Source organism: Rathayibacter sp. SW19 (assembly GCF_030866825.1).
Lineage (GTDB): Bacteria > Actinomycetota > Actinomycetes > Actinomycetales > Microbacteriaceae > Rathayibacter_A > Rathayibacter_A soli.
The window spans coordinates 4,708,848-4,730,865 of sequence record NZ_CP133020.1; the positions used below are offsets into that span (position 1 = coordinate 4,708,848).

Sequence of the window (22,018 nt, forward strand, 5' to 3'; positions counted from 1 at the left end):
GCCGTCAAATCACGCATATCGTCATACCCGAAACACTGCGTATCCGAACCCGTAGCCCACCAGCACCAACCGTGCCCGTGGTGACGGCCTTCGTCACATCCCCTGCGTTATCCCTCGTGTACTGCCGGTCCGCCTGCACCGTGTACACGCCCGCAGTCAAAGTGCCGTCCTTGATCTCGGTGACAGCACCGGTCGCATTGTCATACCCATACGTCGAATACAACGCATTCGTCCCCGGACGAGACAACTGACCCACCTGACCAATCGCCGTATAAGTCGTCTGTCTCCGCAGCATCGACATGCTCGACTGGGCGCCCGCGCCGGTAGGTCACCACGGCCAGCTCCCCGCTCGGACCACACACAGGCTCTGCGCCGGTCGGAAAATCATCGCTCCCAGCCTGGTCACACGTCGATTGCAAATCGGTCTGTGGGCAACTTAACTGCCCGCCTTCTAGGTTTGTCGAGTCAACACGTAAAGCCGTTCTTGAAGATCGTCAAGCAACTGCCTCGCTTGCACCGGACTTAGAAGCGAATCTTGTGGAGGGCGCAACGTCAGGTCGGCCAGTCCGCCCATACCGGCCACAACGCCATGTAACTCGGCGATTACTTGCCGCCGACGTTCGTCATCGATGGAGCCAGGGTCGGTCAGAATTGCCTGGCGTGTGGCCAACCAAGACGCATACGTACCGCGGTCACATTCCCTGAGCAACGTCACGATGTCATGAATGACCTCGACTAACCCGGCAGTCGATGTCAAGGTAAAGTCTCCTTAGTTGCGAGTTTGAACGCGGTCAGAGGATCAAGGCCGCGCGGCAGCAGGGCTTGATGCCCGGCACCGCCAGCCACTTTCCCTACGTACATTGGTGTATCAGCCGTCAGCGTGTACGTGGACACTACGTCCGCGTCGTTGCCCCATTTGGCAAGATTAAACAAATCCTCTGCATCTGCCGAGCTCATCGGCTTCTCAAATCCGAAGAAGGAACCAACACCTTGTTCAGTACTTTCCGCACGATAGAAGGTTGTCCCGGCGTCAAAGGTCTGGACGGCATATTCGCTGCCCTCGAACGATTCTGCCAGGGAGCCGCCCAGAGCAGGTAGCTCAGCTGTTCCGTCTGACATCAAAACCATCGAGCAGACACCATCCGTGGCCACCAGGCAGCCAACAACGACTACCACGACAGCCCCAATACCGATCGCCTCTACCCCCGAGGTGGCTGCGCCCGCGAAGTCCACGTTATAGCCACCCCACGCCGGGTTACGTGTCGCACGATCAGTGGGTTCAGTTCACGGCCCGGAAGAAACGTCCTGCGATCGCCAACGCCGCGATCGCCCGCCAGCTGGCCGGCTGGTGCTGGTCGCTGGCCGTGATGGACGGGTAACCCCTTCAAGACCGCCGTGCGCCGCGACCGCACGTGCCGGCGAACATGTGGAGTGACCCGCTTTCCAGCAATGAGCAACACGGCCGACAGGTCATGCGACGCCCGATTTTAGACCTGCGGCACCTCTCCAGCCGAACACCTCGCCCTGCGGTAGCCAACCCGCGCATATCAGCCTGACCATGCGTCGATAAGACATGCTCGACACACCTGGCCGTGGCGCACAGCCCCAGCAGCACCCGAGATTCAGTCTCAGGGTTTGTGCTGGCCAGGGCAAGAGAAAAGCACTCTTGCCCTGGCCAGCACAAACCCAACGGCCATCAACTACGGGCGCAGCTTCAGAATGCCCACTTGACAAAAACCCCCACATATCAGCTGGCCGCGGCTCAGCATCTCGCCCGAGTTGCCGTTTGGCAGTCCGAGCTCACCACGCACGTTTTCCATCTCAAGGGGATTCTCTGAATACGCGCCCGACAGGGAGTACGAGGACACCTGACCGATCGGCGTGAAACTCGTCCCCGACAAGACCGCGCTCGACCCCCTGATCGCCGACAGGTTCCCGTTGATGTCATACGCGAACCGCAACGTCTCCGCCGGCAGGCAACCGGCCGCCGGATCCATTTAGAACGACGCAGTCTCATCCTGAGCGTTGTAACGAGTCGACGCACCCGACTCCGGGTCTGACCAGTGGATGCAGCCCTTTGGGTAGTCCTGCACGAACCGGCGATTCACGCAGCCTTCCCCTGAGCCAACGAGCCACGCCGCGCCGGCAGGTGGCGCCAAACGTGCATCTCCCACAAGAGGACCACGACATCAATTGTGGCGACGATCCCGCCGATCAGCCACGGGCTACCAACAATCAAATCCGAGACCACCCCAACACAGATAACCGCAGCCACACTGCCGCCAACCGCCGCACCAACCCATTCTGCTGCCCGCAACCGAGGAAACACGGCCATCCCCCCCATACGCAAAAGCATCGCCGACACCCCAACGATTCCACCGCCAACAGCACCAATGCCAACCCCCGCGACGCCCAAAAGTACCAGAATCAGCACCAGCGGGCCATTGCCGCTCGAACCAGAAGGAAACCCCAGCATCAGCCCCTGCACGACACCGATCACCGCGCCCTGTACCGCGCCCAACAACACCGATACCAGAACGATCGTTCCCGACACACCGCCCACACGCCACCAACGATGACGATACGCACTCGGTCGCTTCCCGTTCGGAGTGACCCCGACACCACCAACCACGCCCGACTGAAGTGTCCCGGCCGCGCTCTGAGGCCGAGCCGGATTCGCGGACAGTGGGGCAGCCTTCTGCGCGACCAAACCCCCAAGCCAGTCCACACCATCCTGATCAGCTGCAGAATCGCCACGCGCAGTGGCACCATCAACCCGCGCCATCAAGTCCGATACGCGGGCTGACTCTGCCGTGCGGCTCCGGAGCGTGCGTCCGGGTGGTAGAAAGTAGAACAGCGCAACCGAACCGACTATGACTATCCCAAAATCTACGACAGTCAGAAGCATCCGAGCGGGATCGAAAACGAACCCGAAAGTCCACCACCACAGCATTACCGCGACAAAACACCCTGTCCCGAACGTTGCTGAGATGATCCGCGTCAGAACGTTATTGCGAGTCCACCGTGAACCAAACAGCCGGTTGAACACGTACGTCGCAAAACCGACCAATATGCCAGCGACAAACCCCGCAGGTATATAGACAAATACCCAGCCAGCCCAAAATAATGAAACTGGCAACGTGCGCAACCATGACTCAGCCGCAGACTCACCGAACGGGAACGCGAAGACGATCACACCAAGCAGCCCGCACCACCACACTGCCTGATGGGAGACCCGCCCACCTGCACCGCCGCCCATATTGCTCACTATTAGTCCATCCGTGCAGATGCATCGCTAGGTGGCTGCTGCAACGTCGGGGCAATGATCACATTCTCGACAGCACGGGAGTACACCCACCAAAAACCATAGGTGCCAGCACCATATACCGAATTCGGAACGATACCTCCGAGTGCTTCCTGGTATCGTGCGCTGACGTGCAGGAACGCATGCCCGCCACGGCCCTGTGTGAACGAGAACGTCACGACACCGGGATACTCCGGGTGCCCAGGCTCGGCCTCGATCGAGTAACCATCCTCACCAATATCGATCACCTCAATGTTGCCCTTCGCCGACCCGAGTTCAGTCCAAATGTGCTGGCCGACATTGTCCAGCTTCAAGCGCGGCGAGTTGACGGCATTCTGCGCAGGCGGAAATACCTCACCGAACTTATCGCGCACGTTGCTGAACAGCTGCTTCGGTTTCATCCCGGTCCTGCCGAGATCATAAGAATGGTCATACCCCATGTTGTACGAAGACCGGGCGGCAGCAACCACATACCGCCCGTAATCGGAACTCGAGTTCCCCGCCGCACTCGGGGCCGTTCCCGCCTCGGCTGCCGCATAATCGGCGCCGTTCCCGTTGCTGCGTCCAGTGCTGCCCCCCATACAACTGGTGTGGAAGTTCAACGAATCCACATTCGCCTGATAACACAACCCCGACGGATCAGCCATCGTGACCGGGTTGTTCCCGGCATACGCATACCCGTTGCTCTGCTGCGGATTCTGTGGCGCCAGGATCGGATCGACAGACAGGAACTTCCCCAACGTGCTGTCATACGCCCGCGCACCCAACACGGTCACATTCGCGAACGCATCCGTCACCTGATTCAAAAACCCGTGATCACTGGACCACACCGCCGCGGTACCACGCGAGTTGCCGTACGGATCCGTGAACCGGTGCACCACCGCCGAGCCGGTCGGAGCCACCTCCACATCCGCCGACCCGTCCACATCCGTACCCACCCACGTCAACACACTGCCGGACACCCCCGCCGTCGCGGACCGTTCCGCCACCGGGACATCGTTCGCCCCCGCATACGTGCGCACCGCCGACACCACCGACGAACCCGCCGCCACAGACAACTGCGTGTCCCCCAAGAACAGCGTCGACCCCGACGGATCCGACCGCAACAACAACATCCCCGACGCGTCATACACATCCTGCTGCGTGCCCGCCCCCGTCGACACCGACGCAAGCCTCCCAGTCGGACCATACGACAGGCTCTGCCCCGGCCGTGAGGTGGTATCCCCCGCCTGGTCATACCCGTAACCATCCGTCCCCGACGACCCGCCCGTGCGAGTCACCTGCTGCACCGCATGCGGATGCGCCCCACCCGCCACCGGATACGTATACGCCGCCCGCGAAACCACACCGGCCGGGGTTGTTATGGTCTCGTTGGTGCGGTTGCCGGTTCCCGGATCCACCGTGAACGCTTCCCAATACGGGGCAGGACCCCCCAAACCGGATGCGGCCGGCGCGACCGTGCAATCACCCGCACCCGGCGTCCACGCCGCCGTCAAATCATGCACATAGTCATACCCGAAACACTGCGTATCCGAACCCGTGGCCCCACCCACACCAACCGTGCCCGACGTCACCGCCTTCGTCACATCCCCCGCGTTATCCCTCGTGTACTGCCGGTCCGCCTGCACCGTGTACACGCCCGCGGTCAAAGTGCCGTCCTTGATCTCGGTGACCGCACCAGTCGCATTGTCATACCCATACGTCGAATACAACGCATTCGTCCCCGGACGAGACAACTGACCCACCTGACCAATCGCCGTATACGTCGTCTGCAAATACCCACTCAACCCAAACAGGGTGCCCAACCGGCCAAAACCGTCATACCCATACCGCAACCGCTCCGACGGCAGGCCACCCTCCGCCGGATACACCGTCGAGGCCGGTGCACCATCCGAGTAGTAGTACAAGTTCGTCGTATAACTGGTGCCACCGAACGCCGGCGCACCCACCGGAATACTCACCGTCGTGGCCGTCGGATTGTAGTTGTCGTCGTACCCGCCGACCGACGATGTATACGCCAACCCGGGATGACCGGCAGTGGAACCCTGATAACTGGTCGAAGACGTCAACTGACCCTTGGCCAGGCTGTCGAAGGTCCACGACGCCAGTTCGCTGCCCGTGCTGCCGGTCGAGCCCGCGTATTCGGCAGTCTTCCGGTTCAACGCGTCATAACTGTAGGCCAGGGTGACCCCGCGAGCGTCGGTGCTGGTCAGCTGATTGCCGGCGTCGTCGAACGTGCTCGTCGTGGTGCCGGTATCCGGATCGGTCGCGGACACCTGATGGCCGAGCACATCGAAGCTGTTGGTGAACGATGTGCGGCCTGCCGCATCGTAGGCGGTATCCGTGACGACCGTGCCACCACCGCTGGCGCCGGCCTGGGTTTGCACCGGCCGGCCAAGGCCGTCGTACAGTGTGTAGCTGGTGACCGTGATGCCGGCAACGATCTCCGACGTCGACACCGCCGTCGCCGACGGTGCCCCATCCGAGTGACCTGACCGATCCGAGGCCAACGCCGTCAGTACTGACCTGACGACCATGAAACCTCCAGCACCAGCAGTCGATCTAATTGGCCGAGATATGCTATTCCGTTCGCATTCACTTGTTGCTGAGCGCGCTGCTCGTGCACGTGCACATAAAACGCGTCGACTTCGTCGTCATACGCCCAGCGCAATGCTACTGGCGTCCGGTCTGGCAGTAGCACTGTGGATAGTTGCCGGGTAAAGTCCAAGATCTCAATTCCCACAACATCGTTGAAATCCGTCAGATCGACCACTGCCGAGAACCGTCGTCGCTTAAGCGCAACACCGGAACTTAGGGAGATCACGCATCGTGATAAATCAACTAGATCACGCCCACTGGGATCTACCATGCTCCCCCACCCTTGTGCGCACTGATAACCTTCCCCGTTGTTTTGCTCAGAACCACTGTCACGTTGTTGATCTTGTCAAAGTAGATCGAACGATCAGGAAGATCGCCCATGAGCGAGCCGTGGTCGATCACCTCATCCACGACACTTCCAGGAAGGTTTCGCTCGGGCCCGGTATCGTTCAGATAGTGCGCCGAATATGGCCGACCGCGCGGCGTCGAATATCCTTCGCCTGATGATGCCGGGCAGTTGTGGACGAGGACAGCCGTTTCGGCCGCAGTGACGTAGAAGTCGTGGTCGGTGGCGACGGTCAGGTCCCACATGTTCCCCGCACCGGGCACAACTTCTGTCTTCGCGACGCTCGCAACTACGCCGCTGTCGGTGCGCAACACGGCGCCGGGGCGGAGATGGTCCGCTTCGGTCCAGGCTTTGGCGGTGGCATCCCAGAACAAGTGATGCTGTGTGGCATGGATCACGGAACTCACGCCTGCCGCGCTGACGGTCACGTCCATCAGGTCGGTGTCGTGATTCACCCACACCTTCTGCACCGGTTCCGCACGCGTCTTGCCGGTGACCGGGTCCGTCGCGAGCACTTTCTGCCCAACCCGCACGCCGGACACGGTCACCGTCGACCCGTCGGCCAACACCACGCCGGTGTCCGGCGCGAACGACTCCCCACCACAACCGATCTGTGCCTCGCGATCGGCCGCCTGCGCATCGACCTCCGCCTGCACTTCCTGGCTGTCCTCCGCAATAACCGAATCCGCACTCGCGAGCTGGTCGGTGGCAGATTCGGTCGAAGGCAGGCACACGCCGTCCAGATCCGGAACCATGTCGCACAACTCCACGGCGGTCGCCCACACGCTCAACCCCAAGACAATTGCATCCTGCACGTCTATCTGCCCTTGCAACGCATCAGCGCGCGGCGACAACGGTTCAGGAACCGGATTCGGCCGCGGCGACGGTGTCGGCCCCGGCGCTGACGCCGTCACCGCAGACCGATTCCCGGCGGCGGGTGGCCGCCAATCGCTGCTGGTGACACCACCACTGGCGTGTGCACCACCCAGGCCCGCGGTCGCCGCCCCGTTCCCGGCCGGGTTCCCCGACGAACCGACACACCCGGTGTTGTGATTCAACACATCACCACTGAGCTGATAACACAACCCCGACGGATCAGCCATCGTGACCGGGTTGTTCCCGGCATACGCATACCCGTTGCTCTGCTGCGGATTCTGTGGCGCCAGGATCGGATCGACAGACAGGAACTTCCCCAACGTGCTGTCATACGCCCGCGCACCCAACACGGTCACATTCGCGAACGCATCCGTCACCTGATTCAAAAACCCGTGATCACTGGACCACACCGCCGCGGTACCACGCGAGTTGCCGTACGGATCCGTGAACCGGTGCACCACCGCCGAGCCGGTCGGAGCCACCTCCACATCCGCCGACCCGTCCACATCCGTACCCACCCACGTCAACACACTGCCGGACACCCCCGCCGTCGCGGACCGTTCCGCCACCGGGACATCGTTCGCCCCCGCATACGTGCGCACCGCCGACACCACCGACGAACCCGCCGCCACAGACAACTGCGTGTCCCCCAAGAACAGCGTCGACCCCGACGGATCCGACCGCAACAACAACATCCCCGACGCGTCATACACATCCTGCTGCGTGCCCGCCCCCGTCGACACCGACGCAAGCCTCCCAGTCGGACCATACGACAGGCTCTGCCCCGGCCGTGAGGTGGTATCCCCCGCCTGGTCATACCCGTAACCATCCGTCCCCGACGACCCGCCCGTGCGAGTCACCTGCTGCACCGCATGCGGATGCGCCCCACCCGCCACCGGATACGTATACGCCGCCCGCGAAACCACACCGGCCGGGGTTGTTATGGTCTCGTTGGTGCGGTTGCCGGTTCCCGGATCCACCGTGAACGCTTCCCAATACGGGGCAGGACCCCCCAAACCGGATGCGGCCGGCGCGACCGTGCAATCACCCGCACCCGGCGTCCACGCCGCCGTCAAATCATGCACATAGTCATACCCGAAACACTGCGTATCCGAACCCGTGGCCCCACCCACACCAACCGTGCCCGACGTCACCGCCTTCGTCACATCCCCCGCGTTATCCCTCGTGTACTGCCGGTCCGCCTGCACCGTGTACACGCCCGCGGTCAAAGTGCCGTCCTTGATCTCGGTGACCGCACCAGTCGCATTGTCATACCCATACGTCGAATACAACGCATTCGTCCCCGGACGAGACAACTGACCCACCTGACCAATCGCCGTATACGTCGTCTGCAAATACCCACTCAACCCAAACAGGGTGCCCAACCGGCCAAAACCGTCATACCCATACCGCAACCGCTCCGACGGCAGGCCACCCTCCGCCGGATACACCGTCGAGGCCGGTGCACCATCCGAGTAGTAGTACAAGTTCGTCGTATAACTGGTGCCACCGAACGCCGGCGCACCCACCGGAATACTCACCGTCGTGGCCGTCGGATTGTAGTTGTCGTCGTACCCGCCGACCGACGATGTATACGCCAACCCGGGATGACCGGCAGTGGAACCCTGATAACTGGTCGAAGACGTCAACTGACCCTTGGCCAGGCTGTCGAAGGTCCACGACGCCAGTTCGCTGCCCGTGCTGCCGGTCGAGCCCGCGTATTCGGCAGTCTTCCGGTTCAACGCGTCATAACTGTAGGCCAGGGTGACCCCGCGAGCGTCGGTGCTGGTCAGCTGATTGCCGGCGTCGTCGAACGTGCTCGTCGTGGTGCCGGTATCCGGATCGGTCGCGGACACCTGATGGCCGAGCACATCGAAGCCCCACGACCACCGGTTGCCGACCGGGTCGACCATGCCCGTCATGCTGCCCTGCGGGTCATAACTGTAAGTCGTGGCCTCCTGCGTCGCCGCCGGATTCGGCGCCGCCGCCAGGTACTGGATCAGCTTCGCCTGCTGTCCGAGCGAGTTCGTGTAGCTGGTCGTCGGGGTGCCACCAGCAGGCGGCGTGGTATCCGTGCGATCCGCGCCCGGATACGCGTACGTGGTCCGGTACCGTTCGGTCGCGTACGAGGACAGGATCGTGGCCGTGGTGCGCCCGGCACCATCGTAGGCGGTCGTCGTCACCGACGGGAGCTGCTGCGGGTTCGCTGGCACGAACAACACCGCCGACGGGTTCACCGAAGTCGTCCAGTACGCATTGTCAGTGGAGGATGTGCGGCCTGCCGCATCGTAGGCGGTGTCTGTCACGACTGTGCCGCCGCCCTCGGCACCGGCTTGTGTTTGCACCGGCCGACCCAGCCCGTCATACAGGGTGTAACTGGTCACGGTATTGCCGGCGACGATCTTCGACGTTGACACCGCTGTCGCGGCCGTGCGCGACTCGGTGTAGCTGTAACCGATCGAAGGGGAGTTCGGGTAGGTCGCCTGCGGTTGACTGGGCAACCACACCCCGGTGCGCCGACCCAATGGGTCATACGCGGCGGTGGTGACCTTGCCGTTCTGATCGGTCGCTTTGACGGGAACACCACGCGCAGGGTTGTAGACGGTGCTTGTCGTCCAGTTGAACGGGCTGGTGTTGGTGACTGTTTCACCGGTCATGGGCCCGCCTGATGCTGGCGTGTATGCCGTCGTCGTGGTGTGGCCGAGCACGTCGGTGACGGTCGTGGGCCGGCCGAGAGCATCGTAGGCGGTTTGCGCGGAGGTCACGAAGTGTGCGCTGGCGGCTGTGGTTCCGGTGTAGGAGTCGGCCACCTGCACGGTCGTCGGATCGCCTCGCACGACCGTCGCACCCCAGGCGAGCCCGTCATAGCTGGTCCGGGTGTCGGATATCGCCTGGCCTGGATAGGTGGCAGAGGCGAGGTTGGCACAGTCAACGCCGACGACCGCGGTCTCTTTCGGGAACCCTAAGATCCAGTGCGTGGTGTCGGCCGTTGCGTAGCTCGTCGTCGTGCAGGTGGTTCCCGCGTCCGAGGTGATCGCATCGACCGTGGTCGGCAACCCGTAAACGGAATCGTAGGTGGTCTTCGTCTCTGTGCTGCGGGTGCCGCCGGTGGAGACAGGAACTGAGGTCGTCACGTCGGCGTCGTTGACCATCCGTGCGGTGCCGACGCCGTCGTTGGCGGTGATTGCGGATGCCCACGGAGTGGTCACCGTGTCGGATACCACTGCGCCGGCCACGCCGTTGAGCGTCTTCACCTCACGGGTGCGTCCGGCGAACCAGAGCGAGTCGGCCACCCCGGGCCATCCGGTCACGGACACCGACTTCGTCCCACCGGCAGTGCTGGCGCGATCACCATCCATGCCTTGGTAGAAGGTGTAATCGGTGGTCTGCTGCGCGGCCGGCGTGTTGTGGTCGCCGACCCGGATTTCGATCGTGTTGTACCCCGCGAACACAGACCAGGTGCGCTGCTTGTCCGGTGTCAGCGGCGAGGTGTCGTACCGCCAGGCCGGAGTGCCGGTGTAGACGTAGTCGGTCTCCTGAGCGGCATCGTTGCCTCCGCCGGTCGCCGGGTTGGCGATGACCGAGGTCACCACGTACTTGTGGAACAGGTCTTCCTGTACCGGTTGTGGCGGCGTGACTTGCGGTGACCACCATTGCGGGAAGCAGCGCGACGTGTTCGATTGCGGGTTCGCCTCGATCGCCGGCGCGCCCGCGACGGTGCACTGCTGAGGCGAGTAGTTCACGGAGATCGCCGCCCCGGTGCTTGTCGTGATCGAGGAGATGCGGTATTTATCCAACGGGGCAAGCCCGTCGATCGCCCACACCCGGTTCTGCATGGTCAGCCCGGAGAATGTGGTCAACGGCTCAGCCAGCGACGCCGACCCGTCATACCCGGTATGTGAGATCTGCGTCAGCCACAACGCGGCGTTCGTGCCGTCACCCGGGCTCGGAAACGAATGCCCCAGGCTCCACACATCCACCGGCACATAGGCGCCGCCGGCAAGCACCTGGGTCGTGACCGTATCCAGCATGGCGGTCGTCCAGAACGTCGGCGAGAGAAGACCGGCGCACGCACCGGTGGCGCAGTACTGGTCGAACGGGACATCCGGATAGTTCGTCGGATGCGCGGCCGCCGTCCCCGTGCCGGTGACGGACTCCGTTGTGCAGCCGGCGTGGGTCGCGTCGCTGCACCGCCCATACGGGTCGTAGCCGAACACCACTTTGTCTGAGGCCGCATTCGATCCGTAGATCGTCGCTGACCTGAGCCCGTAGTCGATGTGATCCAATTGACCGCCGCGAACATAACTCGTTACCGTCGTGCCGTTCTTTGAGTAACTGTTCGTCTCTGCGTCGTAATACAAAGCTTCAGCGTTACCGTGCGTATCGACGACGTAGTCGAGATTCCAGCGCCACGCCTGCGTGCATGCCGAGGCCGCGAAGGTGGCGGCGTGGCACGGCTCACTGGCATCGTTGCCGAAGACGGGAACTGTCCAGGTGGAATTCGTGACCGGCTTACCGCTGCTCCAGCCGGGCAGCTCGTTCAGACCGAAATAGTACTGTGTTCCATCCCTGGTGGTCAGCCGCCAGCAATCCGTGTCATAGGTGCCGTTGGCTGCGCAACCCTGCGCTGTGCCGACAAGGTGCTCGAGCCGGGATCCGTCGTCCTGCGCCAGCTTCCATCCCCCGGTCGTGGCATCCTTGATCAGTTGACCGGCATGCCCGGCCAGCGAAATCGTGGCGTTGTCGGTTTTCCAACACAAGTCGCCGGAGCTGGCCACAGCCCCACCAGAGCCGTCGTCCTGCGAGCACGACACGTAGGTGCGTTCGATGAAACCGCCCCCGCCCAGGCTCCAGCCCTCACCGACCACAGACGGCTGATTGTTCGTCGAACCGGTCTCCCCGTCGACCGATTGCGAATCGTAACTCAACGCGACCGCGGGTGCGGGTCCAGCCGCAGCGGGAGGAAGCTGGAAAGGGTATTGCCAAGAGAAGTCGCCGGTCTGAGCCGAAACATCCCACGTGGTAGCGGGTTTCAGTGACGTCGCGGTGAAGGATCCGGTCCCGGTCGTGGACACGGGAGTGCTCATCGCCGCCAGCATTACGCCGGCGGTGTTCACCTGGGGGGAAAGCACGACATTCTGCCCCGACGCATCCAAAGTGCTGGCCACGCTCTTAGCCGCCTTGAGGTTCTTCGACGGTGTGGCCGCCGGTTTTGTCGCGGGCAGTTGCACCCAGTGCGTGCGGGCGGCGTAATCGGCGCCGTACAAGCCGTTCAAGAGCTTTATCGGCAACCGCACCGCGAGATTCGCGGAACCTGCACCGTGATCGGTGCGTCCCAGTTTGATGACCAGTCCGGACAGTCCGAACTGCTTCGCGGTGCGCTGACCGACGATGGAGGCAGTCAGCGAACTGATGGAATTCGGCGCCGATTTCGACGCGGACGCCGTGGAAACGGCGCTGGTCGCCGCGGCCACCGCGACGCCCGAATCGCCCAGCTGTTGCCACGCACCGGTTACCGTTGCGACGCCTTTCCCGTTCGGCGACTTCGTCGTCAGCGGTGTTGTTGCCGCCGATTTCGGCGTCGGCGAGGTACTGGTCGGCTGCACCGGAGTCTGAAGTGAGAACGAACCCGTCGCGGGCAGATGAGAAGCTGTTGCGGTTGCTGTTACTGACGACGCCGACTGCACGTGCTCCGGATTGGTCGGCGCACTGGCCCCCGGCACCGGTCTGCCCAGGTCAGGAACAGGCGCCGAGTCTGCCGACGCGGACATCGGTGACAGCAGCGACACGAGCAAACCGGCGGTGCCGATCATCGCCGTGAGCCCGGCAATGCGCCGAGCCGTGAAACGGTGCGAAAGCTTGAAACTGGCGGACATAATCGCTCTCCCGGTCGAATCGCCGCAGGCTCAGCCCGGGGCCACCTGGTTGTACAAATTCAGCAGTTGTCCCGAATCCACCACACCGGGGTAAATGCTCGGATCATCGATCTCCCCGCCCCACTGCTGACCGGGTGCCGAGTTCGCCCAGCCGGACCCGACCAGAAGGGTACCCGTCGCCGCGACACCACCGGACGGGACGGCATAACTGCCGACGGCCACAGGGGTCACACCACTAGCACCGATCAGCAACCTCACCTGATGATTCGCCGCATCCCAGATGCCCGTCACGAACGTCCACCCGGCCGTCGCAGACACCGCAGGTCCGGTCGCGCATCCACTCACGATGGGGATAGTCTGCGATTGCATGCAGAATTGCCAATGCCCGGACGCCTCCCGCAACACGAAACCCGAATTCACCGGCCCCGATGCCGCCATGGCGACATAACTCGCGGTCGCCGAGTTCGACGACGCTGGCTTCAACCAGGCCGACGTGGTGAAGCTCTGGATCGAGTGCGTTGTCGAGTTCACCGTCAAATCGACCACATCGTGTGAGGTTCGCGTCGACACCACATTCGCGAAGAAGCCCAATGAGCCATCCACAGCCGACCCTTCGCAGTTACTGACCGTGGAATCGAAGTGATCCACTGCTGTGTGGCAGCGGTACAACTGGATCGGTGTGCCATAGGGCACGGCCGCCGCGCTCGTCCACGAATAACCCATCGGCACGCCCGTCGCGCCCATCCCCTCACAATTGGACGACAATGACGTCATGTCGCCACTGGACAACGCGCATGAGTACACGACAAGCGTGTTCGGCGGTTGAGACTGCCCGGCCCCGGCCAACGCATGCATTTGCCCCAACGCACTTTCGATGTGCGAGCCGGCCGGGGCGTTACCGTCGATCACAGCGGAATGGTAGGTGCCGTAATACCGATTCAGTTGCACCAACCCCGGCACAGACAGCACTGCGTTCAACGGCGGTTGGCCGACCACGGAATCCATGACCGACGGCGTGCCAGCACCGACGGCCAGCGCACTCCCGGAACTGACGCCGCTACCACCGGTCGGATTGGAGTCGGCTACTGTCGCCGGCATGCTTGCCAAGCCCTCCATCAGCCAACTATGCCCAATCGAGTTCGTCACATTGCCCGTGTCGGCGGCCGCCGACACCTGTAGCGGAACGGTATGGACCGAGCCTGACGAATCCGTCGCGACGTTGCCCGCGTCGTCGTATCCGGCAACCCACAGCGTTGATACGTCGTCAATCGGGCTCACCGACACCGTGGCCGACCCCGAGGAGTCCGCGCACGCAAACGACAGGCCTCCGGCCGAGGAGCCACATGCCGGCAACGCCGTTCCGGTGCCGATGACGGTCGGTGCGGGAGGAGGCGTTGCGGCCGCCCCATCCGCCCACCAATATGCGAAGATCGCGGCCGAGCCAGGCGGTGACGAGGTGATCGTGACCGTCATCGGTGCGCCGACCGTCGTGGCAGGCGACGCGACAGCCACTCCCGGCAAAGCTGGAGGGTCATCCTTGATTGTGAAGTAGCAGTACGGTGAGCTGCCGACTGACTGAAGGATGTTATCGCTGCCGCGAGCCCACCACGCATAGGTGATCCCGTTCGAAAACGTGCCCGCCGGGAATGTCGTCGTCAACGGCGCACCTTGCGCCTGAAAAGTTGAACTCGGATGCAACATATACGTCGGCAGAGTGCTAGCTTGGCCCACGTAGAAGTTCGCCGCGGTGTTCTGCCCTGTATCCGGGTCCGTCACGGTCGCCTGAATCGTGATCGGAAGCGTGCCATTGACCATGTCGGGGGCGCCGGCCGGGGCGCAGCCTCGAACCGGCGAGACCATCTTCACCCCGGTCGGCGTGTTCGGCGGAGTGTCGTAGGTGACGATCAGCTGCGCGTTCCAGTCGTAGTGCTTCCGCGTCAACGAGTCCGCCTCGTTCGCGACCCTCAACCCGAGCTGGATCGATCCCAACGAGTGCGCAGCCGCATATTGCGCCGCGACCGTCGCCGAGAAACCCACCCACGCCGGATTTGGTGCACACGGGCCACCGTTCGCGTTTCCCTGCTGATCAATCGCCTGAATCCACCCATTCGGCTCCTGATTCCAGGTGAAACCCGGGGTAGCCGGACTAAACTCCCACAACTGCACCAACGTGGTATCACAACTATTCGCATACGTCTGATGAATGTTGAACCGGGCATTCGACACCGTCTTACCCGTGAGAAAGCTCGTCTGGAACTGGAAGAACGCCCGCGACAGGTAACCGACACCGGAATCGATGCCGTACCCAACGCTGTCCGAAGGCGGATCCAGATACGACTGATTCGGGTACGCACGGTCGTCGAACCAGTCCGCCTGCAACGACGAGGACCAATCCGGGTCGACATACACCGGATACGTCACATTCGGGGTACTGGTTGCGTCCGCAACGTTCAACGACACACTTGTGGCGGTCGTGCTGTAGGCCAGTGCACGCGGCTCAGCACTGCCGGCACCATCCGGGCCTGCCCCGGTGCCAGAGGAATCCCACCACAACGGGGTCGCCGACACCACGGAGCCTGTTAGCGTCGTCGCCGACATCGCCTTCGTCGCCGCCTGCGCACCGACCGTGCCACCACTGACAGTGAACGTGACATTCGACAACCGCGGATCCGCAGCACCGGAAGCCGACTTTACAACAAGCACCTCAGACATGCCCGCCGCCGTCGCACTCAACCGCAATCAACCCCGGGAAACACATCCGCATACACCACACTCGACCCGCTGACCGAAGGTGTCGGCAGATTGCCGTACGGCCAGGACTGCGTCAACCACGCACCACCCGGCGCCTGAACCTGCGCCATCACCGCAGACCCACCCGTGGAAAACTGCACCGGCGCGGCCGCCACCCGCGGAGCGACCCAACCCGCCGAAACAGGCGCAAGACTCGTATCCTCGGCCACCCATGTTCCGTTCTGCAATGCCCGCGCCGGAACCACATCCGACTCCGCCTGCATCGAACCATCTGGTAACGCACTCACCAACAGCGTCGGCGACGTCTCCGAGTCCACCCCAACCGGATGCCCATACAGTTGCGCAATCACCCGCGCATCAGACTCACTGTCTGCCGCCTTCGCATCCGCCGGCGCACCCGACACGCCCGCCGAAACGACTGTTTGCGGAACAGCTTCCGCCACAGAAGGCTGGACGGAAACGAACATCACAGCAAGGATCGCGGCAGCGGCACATGCCGCCGGGAGTGCGGGCTTCACAGCGAAAACTCAACGCGCACGGCAGAACCACTCAGATAAGACAATCCATGCGTCACAACTTCACTCACGGTGTGCGCCACCTCTCGAAAGCCTGAGCGGCTGCGCTGCCGTCCGATGCTGACACTAGAACTTCGACCCCTTCCAATGGAAGGACCAATTCCACGCACTCGGGCCGCGGACGAGCGTTACGGGCCACAATCCGGCAGTTTCACAATCACGTGACCCTCGAACTGGGGTAGTCGACCATGTCGATTTCGGGTGCCACCATGCTCGAGTCACGGATGTCACGCATGGATACGCAGTGTAATACGAAGGTGCCGGCCGCAACCCGAGCGCAACTACTGCCCGTCGCGCCACTCCAACAGGCGGCGTTCCGCCTCCGTGGGATCCATTGGGCCGTTGTCCAGGCGCAACTCGAGAAGGAACTTCATCGCTCGCCCGACCTCGGGCCCTGGCTTCACCCCCAGGATGCGCATGACGTCGCCGCCGTCGAGGTCCGGTCGCACCGCGGCCAGTTCCTCCTCTTCTGCGAGCACGCCGATGCGTTCTTCCAGGTCGTCGTAGGCGAAGCCGAGACGATCGGCTTTGCGCCGATTGCGCGTGGTCACGTCGGCACGGGTCAGCATGTGCAGGCGCTCCAGCTGGTCGCCGGCATCGCGCACGTAGCGCCGCACGGCTGAATCCGTCCAGGCGCCCTCTGTATAGCCGAAGAACCGCAGGTGCAGTTCGATCAGACGTCCGACCGCATCGATCGTGCCGTTGTCGAACCGCAGCGACTTCAGCCGCTTGCGGGCCAGCTTCGCACCGACCATGTCGTGATGGTAGAAGCTCACCGCACCACCCGGCTCCAGTCGGCGGGTCGCAGGCTTGCCGATGTCGTGCAGAAGCGCGGCCAGCCGCAGAACGAGGTCAGGAGCTTCACCCGGATGCCGCGCTGTCTCGTAGCCGATCGCCTGATCGAGCACGGTCAACGAGTGCTGGTAGACGTCTTTGTGGTGGTGGTGTTCATCGATCTCCAGCCGCAGTGCCGGGATCTCCGGCAACACCAGCTCGGCCAGACCGGTCTCGACCAGCAATTCGATTCCGTGGCGCGGCTCGTCGGAGCACAGCAGCTTCGACAACTCGTCCCGGATGCGTTCCGCGCTGACGATCGAGATACGCTCGCGCATCCTGCCCATCGCCTCGAGCGTGTCCAGATCGACCGCGAAGCCGAGCTGCGCGGTGAACCGGGCTGCGCGCAGCATCCGCAATGGGTCATCTCCGAAGGAGATCTCCGGGGTGCTGGGGGTGCGCAGCGTGCCCGTCAGCAGATCGTCGACGCCACCGGACGGATCGACGAGCACAACGTCGGGAACGCGCAACGCCAGCGCATTGATCGTGAAGTCGCGTCGAATCAGGTCGCCCTCGAGGGTGTCGCCGAACACCACGTCGGGTTTGCGACTGCCGGTGTCGTAACTGTCCGTGCGGTAGGTGGTGATCTCCACGGTGCTGTCGTCAACGTGCGCACCGATCGTGCCGAATGCGCGACCGATGTCCCAGTGCGCTCGCGCCAGGGGGTCGAGCACTTCGACGATTCGATCCGGGGTGGCATTCGTCGTGAAGTCGAGGTCGTTGACCGCCCGGCCGAGCAGCGCGTCACGCACGGGCCCGCCGACGAGTGAAAGCTCGAAACCAGCTGCTGCGAATGCCGCAGCGAGGCGCGCGACCGGCGCGGACTCGGCGATCACGCGCAGACGCTGGAGAGATTCTGCGACGCTCTGCATGGTGGATTCAGCTTATCGGCGTGCGCGGTTCGCCCGTTGTGCACAGAGGCTCCCCCTAGAATTGCCGACATGGTGGCGGAGGAGGGTCAGTGCGTCGAGGTATGCGCATAATCTCCAAACTGCGGGTGCCGCATTCGCGTTTCGCGCCGCACACGCCATTGCGTGCCGTGCTTGCGCTCATCGCGGCCATGATGATCGCGCTGCCGACCATGGCTGTGTCGTATGCCCCAGTCCCGCACGCTGTAAGTAAGCAGAGCGCGACGGTGTCCGTCTACGGCGGCAATTCGGGAGTGCTGACCCCTGGCGAGAATCTGACCGCAACAGTGGTGGTCACGAACACCGGATCCGAGACGCTGAATCCGGGAACGATCGCGCTGCAGTTGACTACAGCCGCGTTCGCAGAGCGCTTCGAGCTGAACGCCTGGTTGAAGCACGCGGACGATGCGCCCTCAACTCGAGCCATCGGCACGACGCCGACGACCGCTTTGGCAGCGGGCACCTCGACGACGGTCTCACTGACTGTCGCCTCTGCTGAACTCGGCATCGCACGCCAGACAACAGGCGTCTACGGCTTGGCTGCGGCGCTGACGATCAACAATGCCGCGATCGCCTCCGGCGCGGGCAGCATCGTCTGGAACACGGGAACCGGGTTCAACCAGAGCGGCGTGGCAGTCGCCATGCCGATCACAGCGCCCGCAACCTCCGCCGGCCTGATTCCAGCGGCAGATCTGGCTACTTATACGGCGGCCAACGGCGTTCTGAGCCGCGAATTGAACGGTGTGCTCGATCAGCCGGCCGCTGCAATCGGGATCGACCCGATGATCATTGCGTCGATCCGCGTTTTGGGAACGGCCGCGCCGGCATCTGCCCAAGCATGGTTACGCGAGCTCGAGCAGGCACGCAACGACATCTTCCCACTGCAATACGGCGATGCAGACGTTGCAGGGCAGGTACAGGCCGGAGTCACTGATCTGCTCCAGCCGATCGCGTTCACGTACGCGATGGATCCGAACAACCAGAAGGTGCCGCTCGTCGTCGGCGAGACCGGTCAGCCAACGGCACCGGACAGCACACCGACAACGCTCAGCCCAACACCGACCCCGACCCCGACGCCCACGACGGGGCCGGCCCTTCCCAGCATGTCGGAGCTTCTGGCCTGGCCGTACACACTGAGTGACATTGCCTGGCCGCCGGACAACAGCGTGCGCACGAGTGACCTGCCTGTGTTCGCGAAGAACGGGCTCACGACGACAATCCTCGATGGCGGCAACACGAACGCCGGCTCTCTGTCGCACACCCCGAACCCTGCGTTGCCGGTGTCCGGAGGTCGCGCACTGGTGGCGGACGATGCCGTGTCCGATGCGTTGCGTGCGGCTGCGACCGCGGCAACCGAATCCGCATGGCGCACCGCTATGGCGGGCCTGAACGCGCAGCTGGCCATGATCGGCACGGAGCAGGCGCCCGATCAGATGATCTTCGCAACGCTCGACCGCACCGCACCCGTCTCATCGCAGACTCTCTCCCAGACCTTCGGCGCCCTGTCCGCAATGCCCTGGGTGACTCCGAGTTCCGTGACGGATGCGATCGCCTCGACAACCGAGCCTGACCTCACGGTCAAGGACACTCCGGAGAGCAGCACGCGGGTCTCCGCGATCACAGGCCTGATCAGCAGGGAATCCGGAGCGGCAGGGGAGGGTGCCAGCCTCACCGGTTTCGCGACCGTGCTCGACGATCCCACCCAGCTCACGGGACCATCTCGCAACCAGCTGCTTTCACTTCTCGGAGTGAACTGGCTGAGCGCGCAGAACAATTGGCCGGCCGCGGTGTCCGCGAGTCTGACGGCCAGCGGCAAGATCCTCGACTCCGTGCAGATCGTGCCACCGGGCAACATCTCGCAACTGAGCAACGAGGCATTGATCCCGATCACCGTATCTAATGCGTTCACACTGCCTGTCAATATCGTGCTACGCACCACTCCGTCCAACGCACGACTCGAGATCGACAACGACACGTCGAAAACGGTGCCACCCGGCGGGAGCGCGAAGCTTCTCGTTCCCGTGAAGGCACAGGTCGGCAACGGAAAAGTCCAGCTCACGATGGGACTGTTCAGTCCTACCGGCGTGCAAGTCGGTGCCACTCAAACGGCGAGCGTCGACGTTCACGCCGATTGGGAGGGTCTTGGCGCTCTCGTCATCGGCATCCTCGCTGTGCTGTTGTTCGGTTTCGGAATCTTCCGCACGATCCGGCGCCGACGCAAGGAGCGAGCGAACCCAGCCGTCGAAGCCGCCGGCGACGAGGACCCGAATGGCTAGCATCGGCCGATCGAGCATGCTGCTGGCCTCAGGCACGGTCGCCTCGCGCATTCTCGGCTTCGTCAAGGTGATCGCGCTGACCTACGCGATCGGCCAGATCGGGCTGGCCGCCAACAGCTTCCAGGCCGGCAACCAACTGCCGAACAACGTTTATGTCATCATCGCCGGCGGTGTGCTGAATGCTGTTCTGGTGCCGCAGATCGTGCGCGCGGCGATGCACAAGGACGGTGGGTCGGGTTACATCAACAAACTGGTGACCGTGGCCATCGTCATCCTCGGCGTGACCACGATCGCGGCGACCCTGATCGCGCCTTTCCTGGTCACGATCTCCGTGTCTCACTTCAGTCACAATCAATATCTACTTGCCGTCGGTTTCGCATACTGGTGTTTGCCGCAGATCTTCTTCTACGGGTTGTATTCCGTGCTCGGTGAGATCCTGAACGCGCGCAACTCGTTCGGCCCCTTCACCTGGGCGCCCTTGGTCAACAACATCGTCAGCATCATCGGCATCCTGCTGTTCATCGTGATGTTCGGTGCCGATCGCGCCGGAACACGCGGATTCGATGCCTGGACCCCTCAAATGATCGCCGTTCTCGGCGGCACGGCGACGCTCGGCGTGGCATGCCAGGCATTCATCCTGTTCTTCTTCTGGCGTCGCATCGGCTTGAGCTACCGGCCGGACTTCCACTGGCGCGGCGTCGGCCTGGGCACAGCAGGCAAACTCGCCGGCTGGACGTTCGGGATGCTGCTGGTCACCCAGGCGGCCGGCCTGGTCGACACCAACGTGATGTCGTTGGCGACCAACAAGGACGCCTCGCTTGCCGTGCTTGCGAACTCCTGGCTGATCTTCATGCTGCCGCACTCGATCGTCACCGTCTCAATCGCGACCGTCTACTTCACGCGGATGGCTGAGCATGCCTCCGCGCAACGTTTCGATGGCCTGAAGACGGACCTTTCCGCCTCCGTGCGCACGATCAGCCTGCTGATCGCCATCTCTTCTGCCGTACTTATTGTCGTCGCGTATCCGTTTGCGAGTTTCTTCAGCGCGAACTATCGCGAGACGATCGACATGGGCAACGTCATCATCGCGTATGTCATCGGACTGCTGCCGTTCAGCCTGGTGTTCCTGTTCCAGCGCACGTTCTATGCACTGAACGACACACGTACTCCGTTCCTTTTCACCGTCGTGCAGGCCGCGTTGTTCTCAGCAGCTGCTGTGCTGTGCGGCATCTTCCTGCCGACCTCGTTGCTGGCCGCCGGAATCGCCGTCTCGATGACCATTTCCACGGCAGTCCAGGCCGTTGTGGCTGTGTACCTGCTCCGTCGACGACTCGGGCGACTCGACCTGCGTCGCATCCTGATCAGCCTGGCGCGCTACACGCTCGGACTGATTCCGGCACTGGCCGCGGGCCTCTTCCTGCTGTATGCGCTCGGAGGCGCGCGCGACGGCGGCTTCGCGCTGTCCGGCGTCGTGTCCGCCGCGTTCAGTATGGCGCTGATCGGGTTCGTGATGCTGTTGGTCTATCTCCTGACTCTGCGCCTCGTGCGCACCCCCGAGCTGGCGGATGCGCTCGCTCCGTTCGCGGGACGGCTGCGCGGGCGCAGGCCCGGCCGCGAGCGCGGCCGCCACTCGACCCGCAACCACACACCCGGCTCGGAATAGCATCCGCCTAG

Annotated in this window: 13 protein-coding genes; 2 read left to right on the top strand and 11 right to left on the bottom strand. The window is 63.2% G+C overall.

What is annotated here, in order from left to right:
* Positions 1-4: 4 nt before the first annotated feature.
* From QU604_RS21975 to QU604_RS22025, 11 genes are all read right to left on the bottom strand, one after another.
* Entirely contained in the window at positions 5-247 is a 243-nt protein-coding gene (locus tag QU604_RS21975) for a hypothetical protein (RefSeq protein WP_308466731.1), read from the bottom strand.
* A 204-nt stretch (positions 248-451) separates the two neighbouring features.
* A complete protein-coding gene (locus QU604_RS21980) occupies positions 452-757 on the bottom strand; it encodes a hypothetical protein (protein WP_308466732.1) in 306 nt (101 codons plus the stop codon).
* Complete coding sequence (locus QU604_RS21985; RefSeq protein ID WP_308466733.1) at positions 754-1,233, bottom strand: hypothetical protein; 480 nt, start codon at positions 1,231-1,233, stop codon at positions 754-756. The genes QU604_RS21980 and QU604_RS21985 overlap by 4 nt, the downstream gene beginning before the upstream one ends.
* Before the next feature lie 467 nt (positions 1,234-1,700).
* Positions 1,701-1,997 (bottom strand): hypothetical protein, encoded by a 297-nt coding sequence (locus QU604_RS21990; protein ID WP_308466734.1) that lies wholly within the window; start codon positions 1,995-1,997, stop codon positions 1,701-1,703.
* 107 nt (positions 1,998-2,104) lie between these two features.
* On the bottom strand, positions 2,105-3,196 hold the full coding sequence (locus QU604_RS21995) for a hypothetical protein (RefSeq protein WP_308466735.1): 1,092 nt from the start codon (positions 3,194-3,196) through the stop codon (positions 2,105-2,107).
* A 74-nt stretch (positions 3,197-3,270) separates the two neighbouring features.
* Entirely contained in the window at positions 3,271-5,841 is a 2,571-nt protein-coding gene (locus tag QU604_RS22000; protein ID WP_308466736.1) for an RHS repeat-associated core domain-containing protein, read from the bottom strand.
* Positions 5,820-6,077: a hypothetical protein gene (locus tag QU604_RS22005; protein WP_308466737.1), complete on the bottom strand. Its 258-nt coding sequence runs from the start codon at positions 6,075-6,077 to the stop codon at positions 5,820-5,822. The genes QU604_RS22000 and QU604_RS22005 overlap by 22 nt, the downstream gene beginning before the upstream one ends.
* 89 nt (positions 6,078-6,166) lie before the next feature.
* Positions 6,167-13,000, bottom strand: a complete 6,834-nt coding sequence (locus QU604_RS22010; protein WP_308466738.1) for an RHS repeat-associated core domain-containing protein — start codon at positions 12,998-13,000, stop codon at positions 6,167-6,169.
* A 30-nt stretch (positions 13,001-13,030) separates the two neighbouring features.
* Positions 13,031-15,712 (bottom strand): LamG-like jellyroll fold domain-containing protein, encoded by a 2,682-nt coding sequence (locus tag QU604_RS22015; RefSeq protein ID WP_308466739.1) that lies wholly within the window; start codon positions 15,710-15,712, stop codon positions 13,031-13,033.
* Between the two features lie 17 nt (positions 15,713-15,729).
* A complete protein-coding gene (locus tag QU604_RS22020) occupies positions 15,730-16,269 on the bottom strand; it encodes a hypothetical protein (protein ID WP_308466740.1) in 540 nt (179 codons plus the stop codon).
* A 338-nt stretch (positions 16,270-16,607) separates the two neighbouring features.
* On the bottom strand, positions 16,608-18,032 hold the full coding sequence (locus QU604_RS22025; protein ID WP_308466741.1) for a CCA tRNA nucleotidyltransferase: 1,425 nt from the start codon (positions 18,030-18,032) through the stop codon (positions 16,608-16,610).
* 101 nt (positions 18,033-18,133) lie between these two features.
* Here QU604_RS22025 and QU604_RS22030 point away from each other — a divergent pair, with 101 nt between their 5' ends.
* Positions 18,134-20,344 (top strand): DUF6049 family protein, encoded by a 2,211-nt coding sequence (locus tag QU604_RS22030; protein WP_308466742.1) that lies wholly within the window; start codon positions 18,134-18,136, stop codon positions 20,342-20,344.
* Positions 20,337-22,007: a murein biosynthesis integral membrane protein MurJ gene (gene murJ, locus QU604_RS22035; RefSeq protein ID WP_308466743.1), complete on the top strand. Its 1,671-nt coding sequence runs from the start codon at positions 20,337-20,339 to the stop codon at positions 22,005-22,007. Before QU604_RS22030 ends, murJ begins: the two co-directional genes overlap by 8 nt.
* Positions 22,008-22,018 lie beyond the last annotated feature (11 nt).

Coding starts and splice junctions, on each gene's coding strand:
- QU604_RS21990 (WP_308466734.1), bottom strand. CDS start 1,997: ATGGATCCGGCGGCCGGTTGCCTGCCGGCGGAGACGTTGCGGTTCGCG.
- QU604_RS22000 (WP_308466736.1), bottom strand. CDS start 5,841: ATGGTCGTCAGGTCAGTACTGACGGCGTTGGCCTCGGATCGGTCAGGT.
- QU604_RS22010 (WP_308466738.1), bottom strand. CDS start 13,000: ATGTCCGCCAGTTTCAAGCTTTCGCACCGTTTCACGGCTCGGCGCATT.
- QU604_RS22015 (WP_308466739.1), bottom strand. CDS start 15,712: ATGTCTGAGGTGCTTGTTGTAAAGTCGGCTTCCGGTGCTGCGGATCCG.
- QU604_RS22025 (WP_308466741.1), bottom strand. CDS start 18,032: ATGCAGAGCGTCGCAGAATCTCTCCAGCGTCTGCGCGTGATCGCCGAG.
- QU604_RS22030 (WP_308466742.1), top strand. CDS start 18,134: ATGCGCATAATCTCCAAACTGCGGGTGCCGCATTCGCGTTTCGCGCCG.
- murJ (WP_308466743.1), top strand. CDS start 20,337: ATGGCTAGCATCGGCCGATCGAGCATGCTGCTGGCCTCAGGCACGGTC.